The 23,566-nt window shown below is 44.5% G+C and carries 20 protein-coding genes; 13 read left to right on the forward strand and 7 right to left on the reverse strand.

From position 1 onward, the window contains the following. The first annotated feature begins 7 nt into the window (after positions 1-7). From ruvA to L0660_RS01605, 11 genes are all read left to right on the forward strand, one after another. Positions 8-598: a Holliday junction branch migration protein RuvA gene (gene ruvA, locus L0660_RS01555; RefSeq protein ID WP_026631337.1), complete on the forward strand. Its 591-nt coding sequence runs from the start codon at positions 8-10 to the stop codon at positions 596-598. 98 nt (positions 599-696) lie between these two features. After that, positions 697-7,860 carry a cell surface protein SprA gene (gene sprA, locus L0660_RS01560; protein ID WP_235157137.1) on the forward strand — a complete coding sequence of 2,388 codons (7,164 nt, stop codon included), beginning with the start codon at positions 697-699 and terminating at the stop codon, positions 7,858-7,860. 77 nt (positions 7,861-7,937) lie between these two features. Then, positions 7,938-8,318: a glycine cleavage system protein GcvH gene (gene gcvH / locus L0660_RS01565; protein WP_233795237.1), complete on the forward strand. Its 381-nt coding sequence runs from the start codon at positions 7,938-7,940 to the stop codon at positions 8,316-8,318. A gap of 54 nt (positions 8,319-8,372) precedes the next feature. Then, positions 8,373-9,656, forward strand: coding sequence for a dihydroorotase family protein (locus L0660_RS01570; protein WP_235157141.1), 1,284 nt, complete (start codon positions 8,373-8,375; stop codon positions 9,654-9,656). Further along, complete coding sequence (locus tag L0660_RS01575; protein WP_235157142.1) at positions 9,653-10,213, forward strand: DUF4199 domain-containing protein; 561 nt, start codon at positions 9,653-9,655, stop codon at positions 10,211-10,213. The genes L0660_RS01570 and L0660_RS01575 overlap by 4 nt, the downstream gene beginning before the upstream one ends. Positions 10,214-10,256: 43 nt before the next feature. Next, entirely contained in the window at positions 10,257-10,772 is a 516-nt protein-coding gene (locus tag L0660_RS01580; protein WP_233795239.1) for a DUF4199 domain-containing protein, read from the forward strand. A gap of 32 nt (positions 10,773-10,804) precedes the next feature. Further along, positions 10,805-11,533: a gliding motility-associated ABC transporter permease subunit GldF gene (gldF, locus tag L0660_RS01585; RefSeq protein ID WP_233795240.1), complete on the forward strand. Its 729-nt coding sequence runs from the start codon at positions 10,805-10,807 to the stop codon at positions 11,531-11,533. Positions 11,534-11,785: 252 nt separating this feature from the next. Beyond that, positions 11,786-12,331, forward strand: a complete 546-nt coding sequence (locus tag L0660_RS01590; protein WP_026631344.1) for an RNA polymerase sigma factor — start codon at positions 11,786-11,788, stop codon at positions 12,329-12,331. Beyond that, positions 12,328-13,212, forward strand: a complete 885-nt coding sequence (locus tag L0660_RS01595; RefSeq protein ID WP_235157145.1) for an anti-sigma factor domain-containing protein — start codon at positions 12,328-12,330, stop codon at positions 13,210-13,212. The genes L0660_RS01590 and L0660_RS01595 overlap by 4 nt, the downstream gene beginning before the upstream one ends. A gap of 5 nt (positions 13,213-13,217) precedes the next feature. Further along, entirely contained in the window at positions 13,218-14,957 is a 1,740-nt protein-coding gene (locus L0660_RS01600) for an FAD-dependent oxidoreductase (RefSeq protein WP_235157148.1), read from the forward strand. An 89-nt stretch (positions 14,958-15,046) separates the two neighbouring features. Beyond that, positions 15,047-15,265: a DUF2442 domain-containing protein gene (locus L0660_RS01605; protein ID WP_235157150.1), complete on the forward strand. Its 219-nt coding sequence runs from the start codon at positions 15,047-15,049 to the stop codon at positions 15,263-15,265. 142 nt (positions 15,266-15,407) lie between these two features. On the opposite strand, the gene L0660_RS01610 is transcribed toward L0660_RS01605, so the two are convergent. The 6 genes from L0660_RS01610 to L0660_RS01635 all read right to left on the reverse strand — a co-directional run bounded on the left by L0660_RS01610 (position 15,408) and on the right by L0660_RS01635 (position 20,421). After that, positions 15,408-17,573 (reverse strand): AAA family ATPase, encoded by a 2,166-nt coding sequence (locus L0660_RS01610; protein ID WP_235157152.1) that lies wholly within the window; start codon positions 17,571-17,573, stop codon positions 15,408-15,410. A gap of 361 nt (positions 17,574-17,934) precedes the next feature. Then, the gene (locus L0660_RS01615) at positions 17,935-18,186 is read right to left on the reverse strand and encodes a hypothetical protein (protein ID WP_235157153.1); all 252 of its coding nucleotides are present in this window, start codon (positions 18,184-18,186) and stop codon (positions 17,935-17,937) included. A gap of 100 nt (positions 18,187-18,286) precedes the next feature. Next, on the reverse strand, positions 18,287-18,589 hold the full coding sequence (locus L0660_RS01620) for a nucleotidyltransferase family protein (RefSeq protein WP_235157156.1): 303 nt from the start codon (positions 18,587-18,589) through the stop codon (positions 18,287-18,289). A 9-nt stretch (positions 18,590-18,598) separates the two neighbouring features. Continuing rightward, a complete protein-coding gene (locus tag L0660_RS01625; protein WP_235157157.1) occupies positions 18,599-19,021 on the reverse strand; it encodes a helix-turn-helix transcriptional regulator in 423 nt (140 codons plus the stop codon). A gap of 362 nt (positions 19,022-19,383) precedes the next feature. Next, positions 19,384-19,968, reverse strand: coding sequence for a zeta toxin family protein (locus tag L0660_RS01630; protein WP_235157158.1), 585 nt, complete (start codon positions 19,966-19,968; stop codon positions 19,384-19,386). A gap of 30 nt (positions 19,969-19,998) precedes the next feature. Next, positions 19,999-20,421 carry a helix-turn-helix transcriptional regulator gene (locus L0660_RS01635; RefSeq protein ID WP_235157161.1) on the reverse strand — a complete coding sequence of 141 codons (423 nt, stop codon included), beginning with the start codon at positions 20,419-20,421 and terminating at the stop codon, positions 19,999-20,001. A gap of 190 nt (positions 20,422-20,611) precedes the next feature. Between L0660_RS01635 and L0660_RS01640 the strand changes: the two genes are divergently transcribed. Both L0660_RS01640 and L0660_RS01645 read left to right on the forward strand, forming a co-directional pair. Further along, a complete protein-coding gene (locus L0660_RS01640) occupies positions 20,612-20,839 on the forward strand; it encodes a hypothetical protein (protein WP_235157162.1) in 228 nt (75 codons plus the stop codon). Positions 20,840-20,945: 106 nt separating this feature from the next. Beyond that, entirely contained in the window at positions 20,946-21,611 is a 666-nt protein-coding gene (locus L0660_RS01645; RefSeq protein WP_235157164.1) for a hypothetical protein, read from the forward strand. A 555-nt stretch (positions 21,612-22,166) separates the two neighbouring features. Here L0660_RS01645 and L0660_RS01650 read toward each other — a convergent pair. Then, on the reverse strand, positions 22,167-23,546 hold the full coding sequence (locus L0660_RS01650; RefSeq protein WP_235157167.1) for a putative oxidoreductase C-terminal domain-containing protein: 1,380 nt from the start codon (positions 23,544-23,546) through the stop codon (positions 22,167-22,169). Positions 23,547-23,566: the final 20 nt, after the last annotated feature.

Consider the following 23,566-nt stretch of genomic DNA (forward strand, 5'->3'; position numbering starts at 1 on the left):
TATTTATATGATTGCCTACGTTAACGGAACTGTAGTCTACAAAGATCCGGCTTATGCCATTATTGATGTAAACGGTTTAGGCTATGAAGTTCGGATTTCATTACAAACCTATACTTCACTGCCTGAACTGGGCGAGCGTTGCAAACTTGTAACGTACCTGAATATACGGGAAGACGCCCACATACTATACGGGTTTTGGGGAAGTGATGAGAAAAAGCTTTTCCTAGACCTGATAGGCATTTCGGGTGTAGGGCCATCAACGGCCCTGGTTATGTTATCGTCGCTTTCTTCATCGGAAATACGACAAGGAATAATAGATGAAGACCTGCGATTGATCCAGTCAATTAAAGGCATCGGGTCCAAAACTGCTCAGCGCGTAATACTTGAATTAAGGGATAAAATTCGCAAGGAAGATCTGGTGTCTACCGGTCCGAGGACCATAGACAATCCTTCCGGCACTGTGAAAAGTGAGGCGCTTGCTGCACTGGTTACATTGGGAATTCCCAAAGCCACCGCAGAAAAAAGTCTTGACGCTATCATCAAGCGTGAAGGTCAGGCGGTCACCGTTGAGAATCTTATTAAGTTGGCACTTCGATAACCGAACTGTAATGATATTTGGTAAAAAAATTTACGATAGTAAAGTCGTTTTGATGGATTTGATTGTAGCTGCAACCTTCTCTAAATAAGTATAATACCTTGTCATCAACGATTTACTCCTTTCTTTTTAAGGCATTAACCATATCAACAGGCGCTGTTCTGTTAGCGAATGTATCCGTTGATATGGACGAACCTTATTCCGGGCAGGCGCAGGACTGGGCAATTATTGCCGATACTGTAAGAGAAGATACTTCCAAAAAGAAAATAGATAGGTCTGGTAGTCAGCTTATTATGCGTTGGAAAGATTTTTATTCCAACCGCATTGCTGAACCAAGGCCACGCTCCCCGTTTTATCTCCGTGATCCGGCCAATGTATCCATTCAACTGGACAGCGCTGGTAAAGTAGCCGTTTCCGAAAGCATCCAAACCCCGACTGGTAACTTCAATTACCGGGCGCCGGAACGGATGGATCTTTCCACTTATGACAAGATTCAGGAAGATCGCGCATTCAAAAGTCTGCTGCGCGAATATGCTGGCAGGCAGGATGGAAAAAGTGCCATGGGTTCGCGGGGGCTATTGCCTAAACTGGACATTCCGCCTGGACTTTCCAAGTTGCTGGGAGATGATTTTATCAATTTCAAACCCACCGGTTTTGTGTCGCTGGATTTGGGCTTAATGCACCAGTTCCTTGATAACCCGGCCATCCCGATACGGCAACGCAGGAATACGCAGTTCATTTTTAATGAGCAGATCAGCATTAATTTTGATGCAAGGCTAGGTGATCAGCTTGGTTTCCAAACCAACTTTGATACAAAGGCTAATTTCAACTTTGAAAATGCCATTAAGCTGAATTATAAGAACCCGGAAGAAAGTTTTATCCGGAAAATTGAAGCAGGTAACATCAACTGGGCCATTAACAGCCAGCTGATTCCCGGCGTTCAGAACCTTTTTGGTTTGAAAACGGACCTTCAATTCGGCCGGTTAAGCGCAACTGTTGTAGCCTCGCAGCAGAAATCCAGTAAAGAGAGAATTGTTTTAAGAGGAGGGGCGCAAAGCAGGGATTTTGAGTTACGTGCCGATACTTACGACGAAAACCGAAATTTCTTCCTGTCGCAATATTTCCGGAACATTTACGAGAGCTCGTTGAAGAACACGCCAACCATTACATCGGGCGTGACGGTTACGCGTATGGAGGTGTATGTTACTAACCGCACCACCACAACGGAATCGCTCAGAAACGTTGTCGGTTTCGCGGATTTGGGAGAACCTGCTCCCTATAAGTCGGCTAATCCAAGTTTACAGCCTATCCGTTCTACTTCGCCTGCTGACAATGCGGCCAATGGTCTTTATAAATCATTGACAACTAATGAGTCGTTCCGGCAGGTTGATAACACCAATAGTGCGATTACGAGCCTGGGACTGGAAAAAGCGGTTGATTATGAATTGCTGAGAGGAGCCAAAAGGCTGATCGCTGATCGTGACTACACATTTCACCCACAGCTTGGTTACATCTCCTTAACCAATGCATTGAGAAACGACGAAGTGCTGGCCGTTTCTTACGAATATACATTGAACGGCAGGGCATTTAAAGTGGGTGAGCTTACCGAGGATTATCAGGCACGCCGGGATAATGAGGTTATTGCATTAAAACTGCTGAAATCATCCACGATCAGGAACAACACAAAGCTTCCTATGTGGAACCTGATGATGAAAAACATTTATGCACTGGGAACCAGCCAGATGGATAAGCAGGGTTTTCAGTTACGGATCATTTATAAGGATGACCAAACCGGAATTGATAACCCAAACTTGCAGGAAAGCAGCATTGCCAACATTCCATTGATCCGCTTGATGGGCCTCGACAGGCTGAACCCGGTTAATGATCTGCAGCCCGACGGAAACTTCGATTTTGTGGACGGGATTACGGTGGATAGTAAATCGGGCCGCATTATCTTCCCGGTTTTGGAGCCGTTTGGAAGCAATCTATCCAAGAAATTTGGTGCCGGCGAAGAGCAGTTCAGAAACAAATATGTGTTCGGTGAGCTGTATTCCACGACTATGATCGATGCGCAGCAGGTTTCTGAGCGCAATAAATTTTTCATTAAAGGTTCGTATCAATCCAGCGGTGGCGCAGAAGTCCAGCTTCCGTTCGGTGTTCTGGAAACTTCGGTTACCGTCACTTCCGGCGGCGTCCCTCTTTCACCGGGCTCAGATTATATTGTTGAAGCGCAAATCGGCCGGGTCCGTATCCTTAATGGCAGCGTGATGAACTCGGGCAGGGAGATCGTTATTGAATACGAACGGCCCGATATGTTCCAGAACCAGATCCGGTCCTTGCTGGGAACGCGCCTGGATTACGTCGTAAGCCGCGATATGAGCATTGGCGCCACGATTATGAAATACAGGGAACGTCCTGCTGGTTTCTTAACGAGGGTGTCCATCGGAAATGAACCGGTTAACAATACAATGCTCGGTTTTGATATCAATTTCAGAAAAGACGTGCCTTTCCTGACCAAATGGCTGGATGCATTACCCTTGATCCAGACCAAAGAAATATCGAGCATTCAGTTCAAGGGTGAATTTGCCAAAATTCTACCCGGTGTTTCGAAAGACGTCAATAACCGTTCGCTGGTGGACGATTTTGAAGCGACCAGAACCATTTATGACCTTTCAAGGCAACCACAGAAATGGCGGCTGGCAGGTGTTCCGCCAAAGTTCAGGCAGGGAACGGATGGTAAGACATTGGATTATGCTTACAGGCGCGCGAAAATCTCTGCTTATACAGTGGACAACATATTCGGCGGTGCTCAAGGGCTGGGCGGCGGCTACGATCCGCCGGGCAACCTGGACGACCAGGATCGCAGCTACTACTACGAGAGACTTTATTTACCCAATGAAATTTTCCCGCGTCGTGCGATTGCCGGACTGGTATCTTATCCGCAAAATGTCCTCGACATTGCTTATTACCCAAGCGAGCGCGGCATGTACAACTACAATGTTGACCTGCTGCCTAATGGTCGTTTGAAAAACCCAAGACAAAATTTTGGTGCGATCAGCAGAGCGATCACTTCGGATAATGACTTTGATAATGCGAACATTGAAAGCATCGAATTCTGGATGCTGGACCCTTTCATTAACAATGAACTTGGGAAAGTTCGGGATGGGAGCGGAGATGAAAAACCCAACACAACCGGTGGGAAACTGGTTTTCAACCTGGGTGATATTTCAGAAGATGTTATTCCTGACGAGCGTTACAATTTTGAGAACGGGCTTCCTATTGTGCCCAAACAAGTTGGCGTGAATGTTGATTCTACGGCCTGGGGTTACGTAACGAAGTCGCAATATCTGATTAATGCATTCAGTAACGAATCCGGTGCGCGTGAGCGGCAGGATGTGGGTTTGGATGGATTGAATAATGAAGAGGAGCGTCGTTTTTTCAAACCATTCATTGATCGATTACCGGCTAACCTGACCGCCCAAGCACGCGAGCAGATTTTGGGTGACCCTTCCGGGGATGATTTCCAGTTCTTCCTGGGAGCAAGTCTGGATAGTGCCAATCTAAAAGTTCTGCAGCGTTACAAGAATTACATTGGTATGGAGAACAACTCTCCCGAAAGCCTTGGCAGAAACGCCGATGTGACGCCTGCTTCAACCAATGTGCCGGATGGCGAGGATATGAACGTGGATAACACGATCAATGACAACGAGTCTTATTATGAATACGAAATTGACCTGAAACCAAACCAGCTGGCGGTTGGAAACGGATATATTGTTGATAAAACAGTTAATACAGCCGATCAGCAAACCTGGTATCTTTTCCGGGTTCCTATCAAGGAGTTTTCAGGAGTGATAGGCAATATGAACGGCTTTAAGTCGATCCGTTTTATGCGCATGTATCTGACTGATTTCCAGCAGCCTGTCGTATTGCGGTTTGCGCAGTTGCAAATGGTTGGTCAGCAATACAGAAAATATACAGCTAACCTGGACGCGCCTGGCTTACAGGAAGTTCCTGAACCTTATGATGCTAAATTCACTGTCGGAACGGTTAGCATTGAAGAGAATGGTCAGGAGCAGACAGACGCTACAAATAAATACGTTTACGCCATTCCGCCAGACTGGAAGCGCGATCAGGATAACACGCAGCGTCCCCCGCTCTTGTTGAATGAACAATCGATGAGCTTATGCGTGACAGATTTGCGCGATGGCGATTCCAGAGCGGTTTTCAAAAATGTGAACCTGGATTTATTGTTCCGCAAAAGGCTGCGCATGTATGTGCACATGCAGAATGAGCTGAGTGAAGATCGTATGGTGGGCGCATTTATGCGGATTGGTACAGACCTTACACAAAATTACTACGAAATAGACCTTTCCGGCCTGAAAGCAACATTGCCGGGCCAGTCAGCTGATCGGGAAGTTTGGCCGGAAGAGAACGAACTGAACATTGCCCTGGCTGATCTGATCGAAGCCAAAGCACAACGCAACCGCCAGCTGGACAGAAACCTGAGCGTGCCTTACACGATCACGACAGCCGACGGCAGATACAAATTAACCGTGGTCGGTAACCCGGATCTAAGTTCGGTGCGCGTCATGATGATCGGGATGCGCAACCCCAAATCCCAGGACGAACGCCCGAAAAGCTTCTGTATTTGGGTGGATGAAATGCACGTAGAGGGCTTTGACGACACAGGCGGCGTTGCGGCCATTGCGCAATTGAATGCGAAACTCGCAGATTTTGCAACATTAACTGCTTCCGGAAGGCTGGAAACATTCGGTTTTGGAAGCGTGCAACAGCGGATAGGCGAGCGTTCCCGTAATTTTACGACAGAATATGGCGTGTCTACCAACGTGGCATTGGATAAACTGCTGCCCGCAAGCTGGGGTTTCAGCATTCCGCTGTTCCTGAGCTATGACCGGCGAAATGTAAAGCCGCATTTTAATCCGCTCGACCCGGATACGCCGCTCGAAACTTCGCTGGGAAATTTGCAATCGGATGAAGAACGGGATGGTTACCGGCGTATGGTGGAGGAAAATGCCATCAAACGCGGGATTAATTTTTCCAATGTCAGGAAGATCAAGACCAAGCCCGGAGCACGGAATCACTTCTATGATTTTGAGAACTTCTCGTTTACATATGCATTCAGTGATGACAAGCGGAGGAACATTCTTACCCAGGAATATGCGCAACGCAATTACCGGGGCGGCATTTCTTACGTGTACAGCAGTCAGCCGAAGCCTATGGAGCCATTCAAAAACTGGAAAGCGACCAGCCGTTGGGCCGATATCATCAAGGATGTAAACCTGACATTGCTGCCTAACATGGTCTCGATCCGTACAGATGTTGACCGGCGGTTCCTTAAAACACAGCTTCGGAATGCGGATCTGACGACGGACGGCATTCAGCCTTTGTATGAAAAATATTTCTGGTTCAACCGCTATTATGACCTGAGCTGGAACCTGACCCGGAATATGACATTGAGCTACAACTCAACGGCCAACTCGATCATCGACGAGCCGATGGGCGACATTAACTCTGCTGAGAAAAAAGACTCGCTCTGGACCAATTTCAAGAAACTGGGCAGGATGAAGAATTTTGACCAAAAGATTGATCTGACTTATCGCTTGCCTCTGGATAAAATTCCGCTTCTGGACTGGATGACAGCCGATTACAAACATTCGGTTGCCTATCAATACCAAGCCAATGCATTTGGGTTAAAAGACACATTAGGCTTGCCATTCGGGGACATTATCCGTAACAGTAAAGACCGTGGGGTTACCGGTAAGGTGGATTTTGTGCTGCTTTATAACAAACTGCGCTATTTGAAATTTGCCAACACACCTTCGGCGGGACGCAAGAATTTTGCAAGAAGCCCCGGTGATATTGAGGAAATCGATATGCGTACGACGGACATTCTGAAAAGCGTTACGCGTGCCTTAATGACCGTTCGGGGGATTAATGTAAGTTATTCGATTCAGGAAACAACGGCGCTTCCGGGTTACCTGCGCGCACCGAGCTATTTTGGAATCGATAACACCAATGCACCCGGACTGCCATTTGTCCTTGGGCAGCAAGACCGGAATTTCCAGATCAAGGCCGCTGAAAAAGGCTGGATCACGAAAAGTGAGCAGCAGAATATGCCTTTCCAGCAGACCATTGCAAAGACCTTTTCCGCCAACACCACATTGGAACCGTTCAAGGATTTCAGGCTGATCGTTGAAGCGCGGCTCACGCGGCAGGATGCTTATCAGGAATTTTACCGGCCCGATGCATCAGGTAACTTTGTGTCGCAAAGCCCGTTGCGGAATGGACAGTTCAGTATGTCGTTCTTGTCGTTCAGAACGGCTTTTGCCAAAATGAAACGGGATAATTCTTCTCCTGTTTTTGATAAATTCAGAGCTTACCGTGCTATTTTGAGGGATCGTCTGAATGCGGAAAACCAGAGTGGCGGAGAGTATAATGAAACTTCACAGGACGTTTTGATTTCGTCATTCTTTGCAGCTTATACAGGCAAGGATCCGCAGACCGTGCGGACAAACCCGTTCCTGAAATTCCCGATGCCGAACTGGGATCTGAGTTACAACGGCCTTTCGCAGCTTGCGGGCTTTAAGCGACTTTTCAGCTCGTTCACTTTGCGGCATAAATACATGTCGCAGTACAGCGTTGGGAACTTTACATCTTCGCTGGATTATGAGGCACTTTATGTGAACTTGTCGGTAACGGGTTACCCTCTTTCACAAAGATTGAATGAGCTCGGACAATACATTCCGGTGTTTTCCATGAGCACGATCACATTGTCGGAGAAGTTCCAGCCGCTTGTGGGAGTTGAATTCAGGACGCAGAGCAGGGTTACTGCCAGGATCGAATACAACCGGGACCGCACCATTGCGTTGAACCTGTCCAATTCGCAGATGGCGGAACTGTTCAACCAGGATGTAACGGTGAATATTGGTTTTACCAAAAACAATGTGGCCATTCCGTTCAAGATCAATGGGGTTAAGAAGAAACTGAAGAATGATATGACGATGCAGCTGGGCCTTACTTTCCGCGATACGAGGTCCATACAGCGGAAGTTTGACGGTGAGAACATTCCCATTGCCGGTAACATCAACTTCCAGCTCCGCCCCACGGTTAATTACATGGTTAACAATCGTTTGAGCGTGCAGTTTTATTTCGACAGGACATTTAACGATCCATTGGTTTCCAATTCCTTTTACCGGGCAAGCACGTCCGGTGGTGTGCAGTTGAAATTCAATTTGGCTGAATAACTTTTTGATTTGGAAAATACGACCGACATCCTGTAATTTGCGTTACTAAAGATGTTTACAACTTACCTGATTAAACCATGAATTTCCCGGCAGAACTTAAGTATACAGAGGATCACGAATGGATTCGCATCGATGGCGATACAGCGACCATTGGCATTACGGACCATGCGCAGAATGAATTGGGTGACATTGTGTACGTCGACATCAACACGGTGGGAGATGCAGTGGGAAAAGGAGAGGTTTTTGGGTCAGTGGAAGCGGTTAAGACGGTTTCTGACCTGTTTATCCCGGTTGCAGGAACAGTGCTGGAAGTGAATGAAGAATTGGACGGAGAGCCTGAACTTGTAAATACGGATCCTTACGGTCGTGGCTGGATGGTGAAAATCAGCTTGACCAATCCCGACGATCAGGAAGGTTTAATGTCCGCCGAAGAATACGAAAAGTTTATAGGTGCCTGATATTAAGGTTGAAGCTCCGTTTTGGAGCTTTTTTTTTGTTTTGAATACTCATATATGAAATTATTAATCCGTTCAGTTCAGATCATTGATAAAAAATCTCCGTTCAACGGCCAGATTAAGGACATTCTGATTGAAGGCAAAAACATTAAATCGATAGGAGACCACCTGGACGCAGATGGTGCGGAGGTGGTTGAAGGTAATGGACTATATGTGTCCGCAGGCTGGGTGGATATGCGCGTGGCTTCGCGTGATCCGGGGTTTGAGCATAAAGAAGATCTCGTATCTGTACGCGCTGCGGCTTCGCATGGCGGTTTTACGGAAATTGTGCTGCTGCCCAATACTGAACCTGTCGTTCATAGCAAGGATACATTGAATTACATTCGCCAATCGGGCTCGGGCGGGCTGGTGAAGCTGCATGTGGCCGCGTCGGTAACACGGAAGGCCGAGGGCGTTGACTTCACTGAAATGATCGATCTGCATGAGGCGGGCGCCATAGCGTTTACCGACGGCGAACATCCGGTGCAGAATGCAGACTTGTTTTTGAAAACCATATTATATCTGCAACCGCTCAATGCGTTGCTGATGAACCGGCCGGAAGACAGGCAACTGACGCTTTACGGGCAGATGCATGAGGGCCTGACAAGCACATTGATCGGCATGAAAGGCATTCCTTCCCTGGCAGAAGAAATGATGCTGAACCGGGACCTGAAATTGCTGGAATACGCGCTTGAAAAAAGCATGTATAAATCTGATTCCCCCGCATTACACATCTCATTAATCTCTACAAAAAGAGCCGTAGAACTGATCCGGGAAGCGAAAAAGAATGGTTTGCCCGTTTCCTGCGACATCGCCGCGCACCAGGTCGCTTTTACGGACGGCGATCTGATTAATTTTGATACAAACCTGAAAGTGAACCCTCCATTCCGTTCCGCGGCAGATGTGGAGGCAATTAAGGAAGCACTTGCTGACGGGACCATCGACGCCATTGTTTCGGATCATAACCCACATGACGAGGAGAGTAAGAATCTTGAATTTGACCATGCGGATTTCGGTATGACCGGCCTGGAAACTGCCTTTTCGCTTGCATTAATGTACAGCGGATTAGGTGTGGAGGACATCATTGAAAAATTCACTTCAGGACCGCGCCGGGTTTTGAGATTACAGGACCCTTTGCTGGAAGAAGGCGCGCTGGCGAACCTCACTTTCTTTGAAAAGGACACGAACTGGACATTTAATAAAAGCTTTTCGAAATCAAAAAATACACCATTTCTGGGACAAGAGCTGCGTGGAAAAGTGAGAGGCGTTGTCAATAATGGAAAACAGGAATGGTATCTATGAAATCAATAATCGAATATTTTAACAAACCCCTTTTAAAAGTCTCCCTGATCTTTGGGCTGATCACCGGAGTGCTCGTTTTCCTTTTCTTTCTGGGACTTTACTTCATGGACATTGTGCCATTGGGAAACAACAAGATCCTCGATTTTGGTATACACATTATCCTGATAGGCGGCGCTTGCTGGTATTACCGGAAATATGTCGGAAACGGCTTTTTGCATTTGTGGGAAGCATTAACGATCGGTTATGTAGTGAACACCCTGGGCGCGCTGATAGCCGGCTGGCTGATTTACTTCTTCGTGACCTATGCAGATCCATCCGTTTTCACCAACTATCTGGCCGAAATGAAGACTCTAATGCTCGAAGGCAAAGCGGAGTTGGTCAAGAACATTGGTGAAGCTGAATTTACCAAAATGTACAATGGCGTGGGGAGCATGGAGCGTTCCGAGATCATTATGGATGAGGTAAGCAAGAAAACCGTGATGGCGATCATCCCGATCCTCGTTATTTCGCTTATTTTCAGAAAGCAGGATTACGGTGTGTTTCATAATAAAGCTTAAATTTGATCACCAAGTATTTGCCTTACCTAAACAATCTTAAAAAATGGAAGAACAAGCGTCAACCGCTCGTGTGGCCCTGAAATATGGCGTGCTGGCGTCCGTGGTGATCATGATCTACTCGACAATCATCAATATTGCCGGGTTGTCCCAGAACAAGATGTTGTCTTCTTTGTCGTTCGTGTTCATGGTGGTAGCCATTGTGCTGGCGATGAAAAACTTCAGGGAAAAAAACCGTGGTTACATGACGTACGGCGAGGGGTTGGGCCTGGGGACGTTGGTCTCAGCCGTAATGGGCTTGTTGAGTTCAGCTTTTTCGATGTTTTACATGCAGTTTATTGATAATACACTGCTTACGCAGGGAATGGACCAGGTGCGTGAGGATATGGAACGAAGAGGGCTGGACGATTCGCAGATTGACCAGGCTATGGAGCTTTCTCAGAAAGTAATGTCGCCCGGGGTGGTTTTTGCGATAGGTGTGTTTGGTTATATTGTAATGGGACTGATCATTTCATTGGTCGTGGCAGCCATTATCCGCAGGGAAAAGCCGGTGTTTGAATAATCCGCAGCAGTTTCGGTTTAAATTTTTTCAATGTGTTTGCAATTTTTCAAAAGGAAATAGGGAGCTTTTTCAATTCCCTGATCGCCTACATTGTGATGGCCGCTTTCCTGACCGCGGTTGGTCTCATTGTCTGGGTTTTTCCTGATTCCAATATTCTTGATTACGGTTATGCCGATCTGGGCTCATTTTTCCAACTGGCTCCGTATGTGCTGCTTTTTCTGATTCCCGCTATTACGATGCGCTCGATTTCGGAAGAAGCCAGGAACGGGACATTGGAACTGCTGCTAACCAAGCCATTGCGCAACATTGAGCTTGTGCTGGGCAAGTTTTTTGCAAACTGGGTTCTCGTGGCCATCACCCTTTTGCCTACACTCATTTATTATTACAGCGTTTACAAGCTGGGCAACCCCGAGGGCAACGTGGATTCTGCTGCCGTTTTCGGTTCCTATATCGGCCTTCTGCTGTTCTGCGGCGTGCTGGTTTCCATGGGGATCTGGACGTCCTCGCTGACCGATAATCAGATCGTCGCATTCATTGCATGTGTCTTTATCGCATTCGTCTGGTATGTAGGTTTTACTGCATTGGCACAACTTGCAGGAGTAGGAATTGCCTCCGAGTTACTTAATTGGGGAGCACTGGATCAGCAGTATCTTGCGTTGGGAAAAGGCCTTGTCGATTCGCGAAACATTATTTATCTCCTCAGCCTCATGGCTTTGTTCCTGTCTCTTGCCTATATAAGGATCGAAAAGATAAGGAAATAGACGATTTTAAAGCGGTTTCGGCAAGAGTTAGTCCTTCATTGATCTTTTCCGGTGTGTTGTTCGTATATCAAGAAAAAACACACTATCATGAATGTAACTTATGCCCCTATCGGGATACCCTCATTACCGCAGCTAACCACAGTTTTTGACGGCTGGAGCCAGGACACAATAATTTATAATAGCCGTGACCGGTTCTTCCGAAAATTCGTTAGATTGCCATTTAGTAACATACAATTAAATGTTAAGCAACTCTTGGCGACTAGTAAGTTAAAATACTCGGAAGAGGAATTGGTGTTGGCTCTGAAAAGAAATGAGCGAACAGCTTTTGAATTCCTGTACGACCATTACTCGGGAGCTTTGTTTAATATCATTTCAAAAACGTTGAGGGATGAGGAGCGCGCCGCAGATGTATTGCAAGAGTCTTTTTTAAAAATCTGGAAGAATATAGCTTCTTATAATCCGGAAAAAGGAAGGCTGTTTACATGGATCATGAACATTGCACGGAACGGTGCGATCGATGCGGCAAGGGTTGAGGGAAGAAAACCAGCAATGGATGATATCGACAACAAGGCAGTCCAGAATGAAAGGGACGTATATGAAGATTCGCTGACATCAAGTTCGGAGATGAAAGCCATTGTGAATATGCTGAGGCCCGAAAGGAAGATCCTCATTGACATGGCCTATTTTCAGGGATACACGCATGAAGAAATATCCGAGGAGCTGAGTATCCCGTTGGGAACTGTGAAATCAAGGATCCGAACAGCATTACAAGAGTTAAAACAATACTTTGCAGTATGAATATCCAAGCCTACATAGAGTCCGGTATATTAGAGGAATATGTATTGGGCACTGTTTCTCCTCAGGAAAAACAGGAAGTGGAGTGCATGTCTCACATTTACCCTGAGATAAAAGAAGAGCTGCTACGGACTGAAAGCGCATTGGAAGAATATGCACTGAAACATCAGACACCACCGCCCGCTTCTTTGAAAGAATCGCTTTTTGCCAAAATGAATTTTGATTCCGTACAGGAAATAGAAGATACAAACGCCGACGAACAGCAATCAGAGATTACAGACAGCGAACCAGCAACCGTGATCAGCACAATGCGCCCTGTTCCGCAGGATGAGCCACGTGTGATTGATAATGCTTTCAATAGCGTGGAAACGAAAGTTGTGACGCCCGTATGGGCGAAACTCGCCGTTGCAGCATCTATTTTGCTGGCATTATTCGCAGGCTGGTCTGCTACCCAAATGTCCAAAGCAAAAAAGGACAATGAGGAAATGGCATCAAAAATGGGAACGATGGAAAAAGAGTTTGGATATGCCCAGTCGCTCGCCAGTCTTTACCGCAATCCTGAGTACAAAACCGTGCATTTGGCGGGATTAGAAAAATCGCCGCAAAGCTCTGTTTCAGCATTCTGGCACACCGCAACGAATCAGGTTTTGCTGGATATCCAAAACCTGCCGAAACCGCCTACCGGGAAGCAATATCAGCTTTGGAGCATTGTGGACAACAAGCCTGTTGACATGGGAATGATCGACAATGAATTTGCTGGAAGGGTCCTTAAAATGAAAAATACGAAACCAGGCGCAGTCGCTTTCGCTATTACATTAGAAAAAGAAGGCGGTAATCCCACTCCAACCATGGAGGAAATGTATGTGATGGGGAAAGTCGTTTAAACAAAATGAAGCGTAGAAACTTCCTCGGAAGCATTGCCTTCACAGGCAGCTTGCTAACGAATAAAGCAGAAATACAAAACACAGATTCTTTGCAGTCGAAAGACATGGCAAAGAATCTTTTTTTTGAGGCTGATCTGGTCGTCGCCGGTGGCGGGCTGGGCGGTTGCGCGGCAGCATTGGCCGCATTGCGCAACGGCTTGTCCGTAATCCTGACCGAGGAAACCGACTGGCTCGGCGGCCAGCTTTCCCAGCAAGGCGTTCCACCGGATGAGCATCAATGGATCGAAACCCATGGTGCCACACAGCTTTACCGCGATTTCCGGACTGCGATCAGGCAATATTATATCAAACATTACCCGCTTACCGAAGAAGCTAAAAGCAGGAAGCATTTGAACCCTGGCGATGGTGCCGTTTCGCGCCTCTGCCACGAGCCGCGTGTAGCGGTAGCCGTTCTCATTGAAATGTTCATGCCTTACATCAGCTCCGGCAAATTGACGCTGTTGATGGAGCATAAGGCCGTTACTGCCGAGGTGAAAGGAAATAAAGTCCAGTCCCTGGAAGTGGTGCATGTCAAAACAAAAACCCGCTCTCAACTCTCAGCACCCTACTTCGTCGATGCAACCGAACTGGGCGATCTGCTGCCCATAACCGGAACCGAATTCGTAACCGGCACCGAATCCAAAGCCGAAACCAACGAGCTTCATGCACCCGAAAAAGGCAATCCCGACAATAACCAGGCATTCACAGTCTGCTTCGCCATCGATTACCGGCCGGGCGAAAACCACGTGATCGAAAAGCCGACTGAATATGCATTCTGGAAGGATTTTATTCCAAAAATGGCAAAACCCTGGTCTGGAAAGCTGCTGGATCTGTCTTATTCCAATCCCAAAACATTGGAACCGAAACAGCTGGGATTCCATCCGGCTGGCATCAAAACGGGAGATATGCTGAATCTCTGGAATTACCGCCGGATCATCAGCAAAGACAATTTCAAACCCGGAACGTACGCAGGCGACATTACCATTGTCAACTGGCCCCAAAACGACTATTTCCTGGGCAATCTTATTGGAGCCAGCGAAAAGGATTTCCAAAAGCACGTCAACAGAGCCAAACAGCTCAGCCTATCCCTGCTATACTGGCTTCAAACCGAGGCCCCGCGCCCGGACGGCGGCAAAGGCTGGCCCGAAATCCGCCTCCGTAAAGACATTATGGGAACCGAAGACGGCCTCGCCAAATATCCCTACGTCCGCGAATCCCGCCGCATCAAAGCTCTCTTCACCATCAAAGAAGAACACGTAGGAGCCGAAAACCGCGCCCTAGCCGCGGAACGTGGCGCAACCGGCGCCATCACCAACGGCGCCTCAGGCCCCAAAGAAAAAGCCGCCCACTTCCACGACAGCGTCGGCATAGGCTATTACCACATAGACCTGCACCCCAGCAACACGGGCGATAACTACATTGATTTCGCCTCACTGCCATTCCAGATCCCGCTAGGCGCACTGCTGCCCGTGCGCATGGGAAACCTGCTTCCGGCTAACAAGAACATTGGCACTACGCACATTACGAATGGTTGTTATCGCCTGCATCCGGTTGAGTGGAGCATTGGGGAGGCTGTGGGGTTGTTGGTGAAGTTTGCTTCTAGTAAGCAAGTTACTCCACGAAGAGTGAGAGAAGATAAGGAGTTGTTGAGTGGGTTTCAGGGGTTTTTGGTGGGGGAGGGGGTTGAGTTGGAATGGGAACGGTGAGAGGAATTAAGTAAATTCCGATTCATGTTCATTTTAATCCCTAATCGAAGAAAATAAGGAAATCATCATTGCTAAATGGAAAGAGTATCATGGAAATTGAAGTAAAAAAAATTTGGTTCAAGGACGACAATATATTTATCCAAACTGTAAATGGCGAGGAGCGTAGCCATCCTTTAAAGTGGTTTCCCAGATTATTAAATGTGTCTAACGATGAAAGGGAACGCTACGAATTATCCCCGTTCGGAATTCATTGGGAAAAACTCGATGAAGATTTAAGCTTTGAAGGTTTCTTTTCTTTTTCTAAGTAAGCGCCAACCAATTTACGACAGCGTAGGCTATACCCATCGACCTCCATCTAAGCAGCGCTGTAAGATTTATACGAAGAGAGCAAGATGTATAAATCCAAGGCACAACGCACCGCCAGAATAATGTTCAAATAATCGATGTAATCTATCTTGCCATTTTTTTGTAATGGTCCTCATATCCGCTAATTTTAAATATGTTAGCAAAGGCCTCACGGAAATGATCATAATTAAATTCTTTAATATCAAATATGTTTTGCCCTAGGGAATGCGATTCTCGATTGATATATCTGTTGAAAGCCTGGAATCTAATTTCCTGCATTTCACGTTTCTGAAATACGACATTCAAATCGCTTTTTTCAACGAAGTTGTAGAAATATTCAATAATATTTCTCATACAATTTGCTATCAAGGCTGGCGGCTGATCTTTGTCATTTACTATATGCCAATATGATTGATAGTCATTTTGTATCTCTTCATACTTCATCACCAAAATTTCACTTCCATTTTCATTTTTTCTGAGTCTAAATAATTTTTGATTTTGATCACGTCGCTCTTTCTTTGTATCAGTAAGTTCATAAAAGAAATAAAGGCTGTGAGTTAGTATAAATACCTGTTCGTATTTACTGCTCAATAAAAACTCGTTAAGGATTAATCTGCCTATATTGAATACATAAATATGCGATAGACTAGATATAGGGTCATCAATGACAACTATCTTTTTTCGAGCGACGGCAGTTGAGTTTCGCCTTCCGCGACATAATTCCAGAAAGTAAAGGAAGCTTATTATCATTTTTTCTCCCTCACTCAGAGAGTGAAAGATTTTGCTATCTCCATCCTGCCTTTTGATTTTATAAAGTATATCCGAATGTTTGACTATGCTAAAACCGTCAATACCGAGATCAACAAGGGAGTTGTTTATATTTGTTATAGCTTGCTCTATATTGATTGTCTTTTTTTGCTGGTTTAAAATATTATTCTTATGTAATATTATACCTTTTATCAGATCGTCGATTGATTTTTCAATTTCCAGATTCTTGGAATCAAATGCCTCTTTTTCTTCGGTTAGATTAGACAAAGTTTTATCATAGTCCCATCGATTTATTTGCCAGAAGGTATTTTTTAAATTTGAAAGGGCTTTGCCTTTGCTTTCAATCTTCTCATTGTGTTCTTCTACTAACCCATTAACAGCTTCGACGATCTTGGCAAGTTTTGTAAATACAGGTCTGGTTGAGGTTAGGCTAATTACTATACTAGGAGATTGTACCTTCTGTTCGATTAGTCGGATATTTTCACTTACGATACTTGAAAATTCGCTAAAAATTAGTTCTATGTCTTTTTTAAAGCTTTCGCATTTTGGATTTTCGTCAAAAACGGTCTTATCTAAAACTGAGCTAGTAGCATCACTGTATTTTTTTAATGCAGTTTTAAGATTATTGACATCATTTTCATATTCTTCGTCAAAATAATCTTTAATGCTGTTAATTAATCTGTTAGATATTGTTTTCTCTTGACAGAATGGGCACATCTGATTTTCATCATTAATTGTATCAGGTAGATAATTTAAACCAGCAAGAATCCAATCAGAATTATTTAATCTTGCAATAAATTCAGAAACGGAGCTATTATTATTGCCAACAATTTGTTTTTTAAAAATTGGGTTAATCTCTAAATTGTCAGGTATTGGCATTGTAAGTTCGATCTTTTCGTATTTTTGAGCCTGATCACCTATAAGAGAATTAACCTCTTCCTTAACAGATTCTATTGTAGAGCTTGGTCTATTTTCGCCCTTTTTGATTGATTCAAGATATGCTAAAAGTTTAGTTCCATCGCTTTTAAGTCCTTCTAAACAGAATTCAAGTACTCGATCACCACCGCTATATTTTGTCTTAATTTCCCAGATTCTACTTTTAGCATTATTTATTTTTATGTCGAGCTGAGTCTTTAATTCCATTTTATAAATCTCAGAACCAGCTTTTTGTTGTTCCAGTATTTCAAGTGCTTTTTCCGATTTGGTAATCTCTAATTCCGCATCCTTATTTGCTTGGGACAGTGTAAAAATCCCATTTAAGTTTTCTGTTTCGAAAAAATTTTCCTGAATGAATGTTTGATTGTAGACCAAAACATCAACATCTTCAATCCCTTCAATCGAACAATCTTTAAAGTTGAAATGGCTGGGTTTATAGAAAAGATTGGATATGGTGCTTTTTCCAGTGCCATTCAAACCATAGATAAGATTTACTTTCTTGTCTGATTCAATTAAAGCTAAGTTTTTAAAGCTGGCTACTTTATGAATTTTTATTTTGCTTACCATGATATTTAAGAGTAGATAGTAACTATTGTAGACAGTAGATTGCCTATGGTCTACAATAGAGAGGAATACATATTAAGGTAATTGGTATTCAAAATTTTACTGATAAACCGCTATTTGGCGCGGGAGGTAGTCCTAGTAATGTATCAAGTCCTATATTCTTTCTCAAATCATCTAATAGTTTAGACGGATCGATTTGCTTTCCACCTAACATTTCAGACTCCGGCCTGGGGTTGTCAGATGCTCTTGCATGATAGACAGTTAAGGTAAGATTAGTTTGGATAGCTTGTAGGGCAAGAGCCCTCATATAGAATCTGTTAAATTCGCTTTCTGCAAGTATCTGATTGGCATCTTCCGTTATTTTCTAAGGAACGATCCCTTTTTTTGTATTTCGAGGTTCGGTGTCAGCAAAGCACTTTTTCTCCTTTAAGGCGGCGGCCAAGCTTTGTTCATTTCCTTTCTTGATTGATTCTACCAGTAATTCCGCATAGAGAAGGTGTCCTGCTTCACAAAATCTTTTACTATAATAGAGTAGCTTGCTTTGAATGTCTGATGATACCTCTGACTTCATCAGTTCCCTTGTTTCGTCTGTCAAATTTTTGAATTGAAAGCTCATGGATAGAATAAGTTATAGATTCTAGCTAAAAAAGTCAATTTTTTAATTGTTTGCTTAGCTGGATCGAATAATTTATTTAACGGCAATACAACCTATTTTACTAGGTTTCGAATAATAGTCGTTTGCGTAAGCTCACACTTTCTTTAAAGCGATGATTTTTAATCCCTCGCTCCTCCAACAAATCAATCTGCCGCCCAAATACATCTTGCAACGCAAACTTGAAGTCAAAATAATTATCCGCGTAATCCTCAACTTCCATATCTAAGAAGTCAACAATTAAATCGATGTCACTTTCGTCGTTGAATTTTTCGGTCAAGACTGATCCAAATGTATACAGGCTTTTAACTTTGTAAGTTTTACAAAGCGTGTCGATTTCGGCTCGATAGTTTTCCAGCCATTTCAAGCTCGACATCTACCTATCTCCAATCATCCGTTCCAACCGCCCCATCATCTCATCCTTTTCCTTCAACATTCGCTCATAAAGGCCCATTTTCTCTTCATGCAATCTGTTAATTTCTGCTATTGGATTGACATTAAAAGTCGAATGCGGATTTCCTAAATACGCTTGATCGTTAAATGTATTTGAAATAATGTTAATAGCCAGATCCTCATCAAAATTCCTTATCGCCTCGACGGGTATCTTTAATATTGCTGAAACCTGCTCTAAAATGTCGGAACCGATCCTTTCTTTTTGTTCGAGTAAGGAAACCTTTTGCTGGTTCCAATCGCTGCCCAGTTCCATGGCGAGGACGTCTTGCTTCATTCCGAGCATTTCGCGGAAGCGTTTCAGGTTGCGGCCTTCGTGGATCTTAGGGTTGGGTGTAGTATGTGTCATGCGGGAAGGTGGTTGGTTAAAAAGGCAATTTAGATAAATCTATCGGGACGTTTCAGAGTACTTTAAATGCATTTCGGTGTACGACACAGCCGAATGCATATCAGTGTTTACTTTGTGGTCGTATAAAGCTTTGCTATTAGAGATTTGTATTATTTAAACCAATCCAACTATTTAAGTTATTTAAATGGCTAGAAGCTTTAAGCTAAAAAAAGCATTTTTATTTTTCCCAAGGTTTGATCTTTACAATTTTGTTATCCCTCATAACAACTAGCGCGCTATTCTTTTGCTTCTTAAATTCTACGACATTTTCGTAAGTCTTTTTCAGACCAAAAATAATTTTTTCCCTAAGTTCCAACTGTTCTTTAATTGTTGTCATAAATTTTTCTCAGTTGAGTATATTTATTTGTATCAATAATTTCTAATTCAGATTCTAGTGTCTTTTGTGCAATAATCTCAGGTATTCCAAGTGAGTTATCAAAGATAAATGCACCGTGTACAACTGGCATGTAAATATCGAACAGATTCTTTATTCCTTTTATGTATCTGCGTTCAATAACATCAGGCTCTATGTTGTGTCCACCCTCAGCAACTCTCGTTTCGACACGCAGCTTTGCCAAGTCAATACTTTTGAGCCACAAGAAAATCAATGTTGCTGTGTATCCTTGCTTTTTTGCTTCTTCAACTTTTGACTTATATGTTCTGCTAGACAATGTTGTTTCAAATGCAAAACTTTCATTATTGTGCAGGAGCTCATTTACCCTTTTCAACATAATTCTCCCGGCCTCCACTGCAACTTTTTCAGGTTGAAACGGTGATATCCCCTTTGCGATTTCATCTGCATTGACAAACTCTTTGCATTGAATAATTTCTGGTAAGATAGTAAATGAAGCTGAGGTCTTACCAGCTCCATTAGGACCTGCAATGATGTATAAGTTTTTACTAGCCACTATAATTTACGAATTACGGTTGTTATAATGCTACTTCCCCTCAATCAACCGCTCCAATCGCCCCATCATCTCATCCTTCTCCTTCAACATCCGCTCATACAAAGCGATCTTCTCCTCATGAAGCTGAATGAGTTTGTCAATAGGATGAAATGTCGGGTTATTATTGACAGCATTCAACATTGAGCTGTCATTAAACGTATTCGCAATAATATTCACAGCCTGCTCTTCATCATAATTCCTTATCGCCTCGACGGGCATCTTTAATATTGCTGAAACCTGCTCCAAAATGTCAGAATCGATCCTTTCTTTTTGTTCTAGTAAGGAAACCTTTTGCTGGTTCCAATCGCTGCCGAGCTCCATGGCGAGGACGTCTTGTTTCATTCCGAGCATTTCGCGGAAGCGTTTCAGATTGCGGCCTTCGTGGATCTTGGGGTTGGGTGTAGTATGTGTCATGCGGGAAGGTGGTTGGTTAAAAAGGCAATTTAGATAAATCTATCGGGAAGTTTCCGAGTATTTTACAAGCATTTCGGCGTACGATACGGGCTGGATGCATGGCATTAAGTTAGCCGGAATTCCGTGATTTGCCACAACACAAACGGGAAGCCGCAAAGCGCGGCGCTCATCACACATTAAAAACATAAAAATGCAAACAAAAACGCACTCTAGCGAGTCGCCCGACGCAAAATGGATCGCCTATGGAAAAGCAGTAAGCGACCTCCTCAGCAGCAGCACCGCCGAAAGCTGGAACCGTGAGCTCTGGACCATGTTCAGCGGCTTCATGCTGGCCCAAAATGAAATGGGCCGTGCGGAGAATTTGAGTAATACGTTCTTTTCGTTTAAGGAATTGCTGGAATTTTTTGAGAAGGTTTAGAGGATTAGGGCGGGGTGAATAATTTTTCTTTCTGAAAAATTAAATTTAAGTAACTTGTTGGTTAGTAATGAGTAACGTATTGCTATCACTATACCAAATACATGTTATGAGAATTGCAATTTTATTTCTGGGGTCGATTCTGACTTATTTTCCGGCACTTGCCCAAACACACGCTCCAAGCTGGGAATTTGGTATTCAAGCCGAGTATGGACGGGATTATTATCATAAAGAAGCTGCACCTATGGGCTCTTATGAGGGTTCGAACATTGATTTTTCTTCAAGCCGCTCTTGGGGTGCGGGGTTTTATTTTGAGCGATCGTTGAATCCACGGTGGTCTGTGCTGGGCCAAGTGGGTTATGCGCAAAAGAAGGTGCCTCCGCAGCTTTTTCATGAGTACAATCAAACTGCATCGCAACATTTGTTACGCGAAGTGCATCACAGGAGTGCCGTTGACGCTGGTTTCCGACTGTATCCCAATCCCCAGTCCAAGATCCTCTTGTTTGTGGATGGAAAGTTGGGTGCAATTGTTTTTATGTCTGTTGTCCAGCATGAACGCACCCTCGGCAGAATCGTTCGCGGCAATGTCTTCGGCTTCCAACGCGTCGCGCCCGTTGCATCTGCATCATTGGGAATTAAATGGTCACGGCTAACCGTCTCCGCAGAATATCGGGATGATTTGACGGTGTCAAAACGGATCGGTGGAATGAGTGAGGTTTCGGGGAGGGGTGTCTTTGGGAAGGTGGGTTTTGCTTTGTTTAGGGGTGGGATGTAGTGATAAACCATTCGTTCATTCACTTGCGCCGGCAGGAAAGTCTGGATGCTTTTATTCGAGAAATAGGATTACATAGCATAAGCTGTTTCATCCTAGTTAATCCAATCCCTCGAATGTTATGAAATCGATAACCTTTGTTTTCCTTTTAACCATTTGCACTTCACTACAAACCCAGGCACAGGCACGTTGGGAATTAGGCATTCAGTTAGAGTATGGAAGAGATTGATTGCATCCGGTTCAATAGGAGCGAAATGGCAAAGGCTGAGTGTTTCGGTGGAGTATCGGCAGGACTTAACTTCCGCGAAACGAGAAAGGACCGGAACGGGGATAACGAGTAGGGGTGCTGTTGGTAAGGTGGCTTTTGTGTTGTTTCGGGCTGGTAACTAGTAACTACCTACTTCCGAAAGAAAACTAGCAAATCGTAACTAACCCTGTCAGCCTGAGCGGAGCCGAAGGCACGTTACCAAGGAGTAGCGTGCCTTCGGCTCCGCTCAGGCTGACAGGGTTAGTTAACATTGCAGCTAGAATGCATTTGGCAGTGTTTAATAGCATCTATCACTTAGCCTCCTTCAAAGCCAGCGTTGTCAAATAATACTTCGCAATCATATTCGGAACTTCCCACCTAGGCAGCTGCCCGGCTTTCAAATACTCCATATACTTATTAGCAACCTGTGCGAAATGCGCCTCATGGCCATTATCATATTTTGCAGGGATGGATAGTTCCCAGCCGGCGGCATTCTTTTTCAGCTCGATACCGGGATATTTGCCCTGCACTTTTTTGAAGCTTTCGGCTACGGCATCTTCGTAGGCTTTTGATTTATCGATGGTTTCAATGTAAAGGACTGGTTTGTATTTCTGGTCCTTGCCCTGGCGGACGATGAGGTTGGCTTTTGAGCCTTTCATGATTGAGTAGTGCGTGTCGCCGGTGCCTTCGGGGGCTTGGAAATTCCAGAGTACTGATACTTTTGCGTGCACACCTTTCACTGTGTAATTCATTGCGCCGTTTGCATAAACGCTTAATGTTGTGTCCTTTACGTCTTTGCTGAGGAAGTCGGGGAAGCTATCGCTTTTGGTTACGAGCTTGAATTGAGATTTGGTGAGCTTCGTCGCGGTGCGTTTTGCGGAGAGGAGTTTAATGTCTTTTTTGTAATCCAATTCCGTGTTCGGAAAGCAGCTCCATTGTACGAGATCTACCAAGTGCGTGGTGACGTCAACCATTCCTTCGCCTTGTTGTTTTACATCGAAAAACCAGGTCGGGCGCACGAGCGGTTCGCCGGAAATGTATTTGAAAAAATGGTGCACACTTTCCTTGGCAACGGCTGGGTTTTCTGCTGTTCCTTTTTGCAGTTCTCCGAAAATGTCGGGCATATTGGCCAGTTCGCGCTGTAATGCGTTGGTGATCTCATAACGCTCGGTCATGATGTCGTAAAGGAGCACTTTGTTCTTTTCTGCACTTGCAAATGCTTCTTTTAGTTTTTCAAAACCAGCCGCGTCGATGGCCATGGGTTTGTCCGCAAGCACATTTAGTCCCGCATCTACCGATTGCTTGATATAATCGGTCTTCTTTTGGTTGTTTCCAGCCAGTATGACCACATTTCCCTTCTTTTCCGAAAGCATTTTTTCAAGAAAATCAGAACCCGTATACACTTCCTCTTTCCAGCGGGTCGGGTCTTTCGGGCTTGCATTGTATTTCTCCACTTTATCCAGATACGCCTTCACATCCGGGCCTTCGGACGCATACACATGCACGACCGAATCGACATCCGGATACATGGATTTCTGAACCAAAGCAGCATGAAAATGCCCCGGTTCAACCACAATAAGGCTTAATGGTTTTTTCGTTGTCTCGTCTTTGGCTTCTTCTTTTTTCGTATCACATCCCTGATTTAATGCCATTGCGCTCATGAAAGCGATTGTCAAGAGTTTGTTTCTCATGTTGGTGGATTGAGGTAATA

Source organism: Dyadobacter sp. CY351 (assembly GCF_021502625.1).
In the GTDB taxonomy this organism is placed as follows: Bacteria; Bacteroidota; Bacteroidia; order Cytophagales; family Spirosomataceae; genus Dyadobacter; species Dyadobacter chenhuakuii.

Excerpts from the sequence above, each read along its gene's own strand:
- ruvA (WP_026631337.1), top strand. The coding sequence starts at position 8 with ATGATTGCCTACGTTAACGGAACTGTAGTCTACAAAGATCCGGCTTAT.
- gcvH (WP_233795237.1), top strand. The coding sequence starts at position 7,938 with ATGAATTTCCCGGCAGAACTTAAGTATACAGAGGATCACGAATGGATT.
- L0660_RS01570 (WP_235157141.1), top strand. The coding sequence starts at position 8,373 with ATGAAATTATTAATCCGTTCAGTTCAGATCATTGATAAAAAATCTCCG.
- L0660_RS01575 (WP_235157142.1), top strand. The coding sequence starts at position 9,653 with ATGAAATCAATAATCGAATATTTTAACAAACCCCTTTTAAAAGTCTCC.
- L0660_RS01580 (WP_233795239.1), top strand. The coding sequence starts at position 10,257 with ATGGAAGAACAAGCGTCAACCGCTCGTGTGGCCCTGAAATATGGCGTG.
- L0660_RS01595 (WP_235157145.1), top strand. The coding sequence starts at position 12,328 with ATGAATATCCAAGCCTACATAGAGTCCGGTATATTAGAGGAATATGTA.
- L0660_RS01600 (WP_235157148.1), top strand. The coding sequence starts at position 13,218 with ATGAAGCGTAGAAACTTCCTCGGAAGCATTGCCTTCACAGGCAGCTTG.
- L0660_RS01605 (WP_235157150.1), top strand. The coding sequence starts at position 15,047 with ATGGAAATTGAAGTAAAAAAAATTTGGTTCAAGGACGACAATATATTT.
- L0660_RS01610 (WP_235157152.1), bottom strand. The coding sequence starts at position 17,573 with ATGGTAAGCAAAATAAAAATTCATAAAGTAGCCAGCTTTAAAAACTTA.
- L0660_RS01615 (WP_235157153.1), bottom strand. The coding sequence starts at position 18,186 with ATGAGCTTTCAATTCAAAAATTTGACAGACGAAACAAGGGAACTGATG.
- L0660_RS01625 (WP_235157157.1), bottom strand. The coding sequence starts at position 19,021 with ATGACACATACTACACCCAACCCTAAGATCCACGAAGGCCGCAACCTG.
- L0660_RS01635 (WP_235157161.1), bottom strand. The coding sequence starts at position 20,421 with ATGACACATACTACACCCAACCCCAAGATCCACGAAGGCCGCAATCTG.
- L0660_RS01640 (WP_235157162.1), top strand. The coding sequence starts at position 20,612 with ATGCAAACAAAAACGCACTCTAGCGAGTCGCCCGACGCAAAATGGATC.
- L0660_RS01645 (WP_235157164.1), top strand. The coding sequence starts at position 20,946 with ATGAGAATTGCAATTTTATTTCTGGGGTCGATTCTGACTTATTTTCCG.
- L0660_RS01650 (WP_235157167.1), bottom strand. The coding sequence starts at position 23,546 with ATGAGAAACAAACTCTTGACAATCGCTTTCATGAGCGCAATGGCATTA.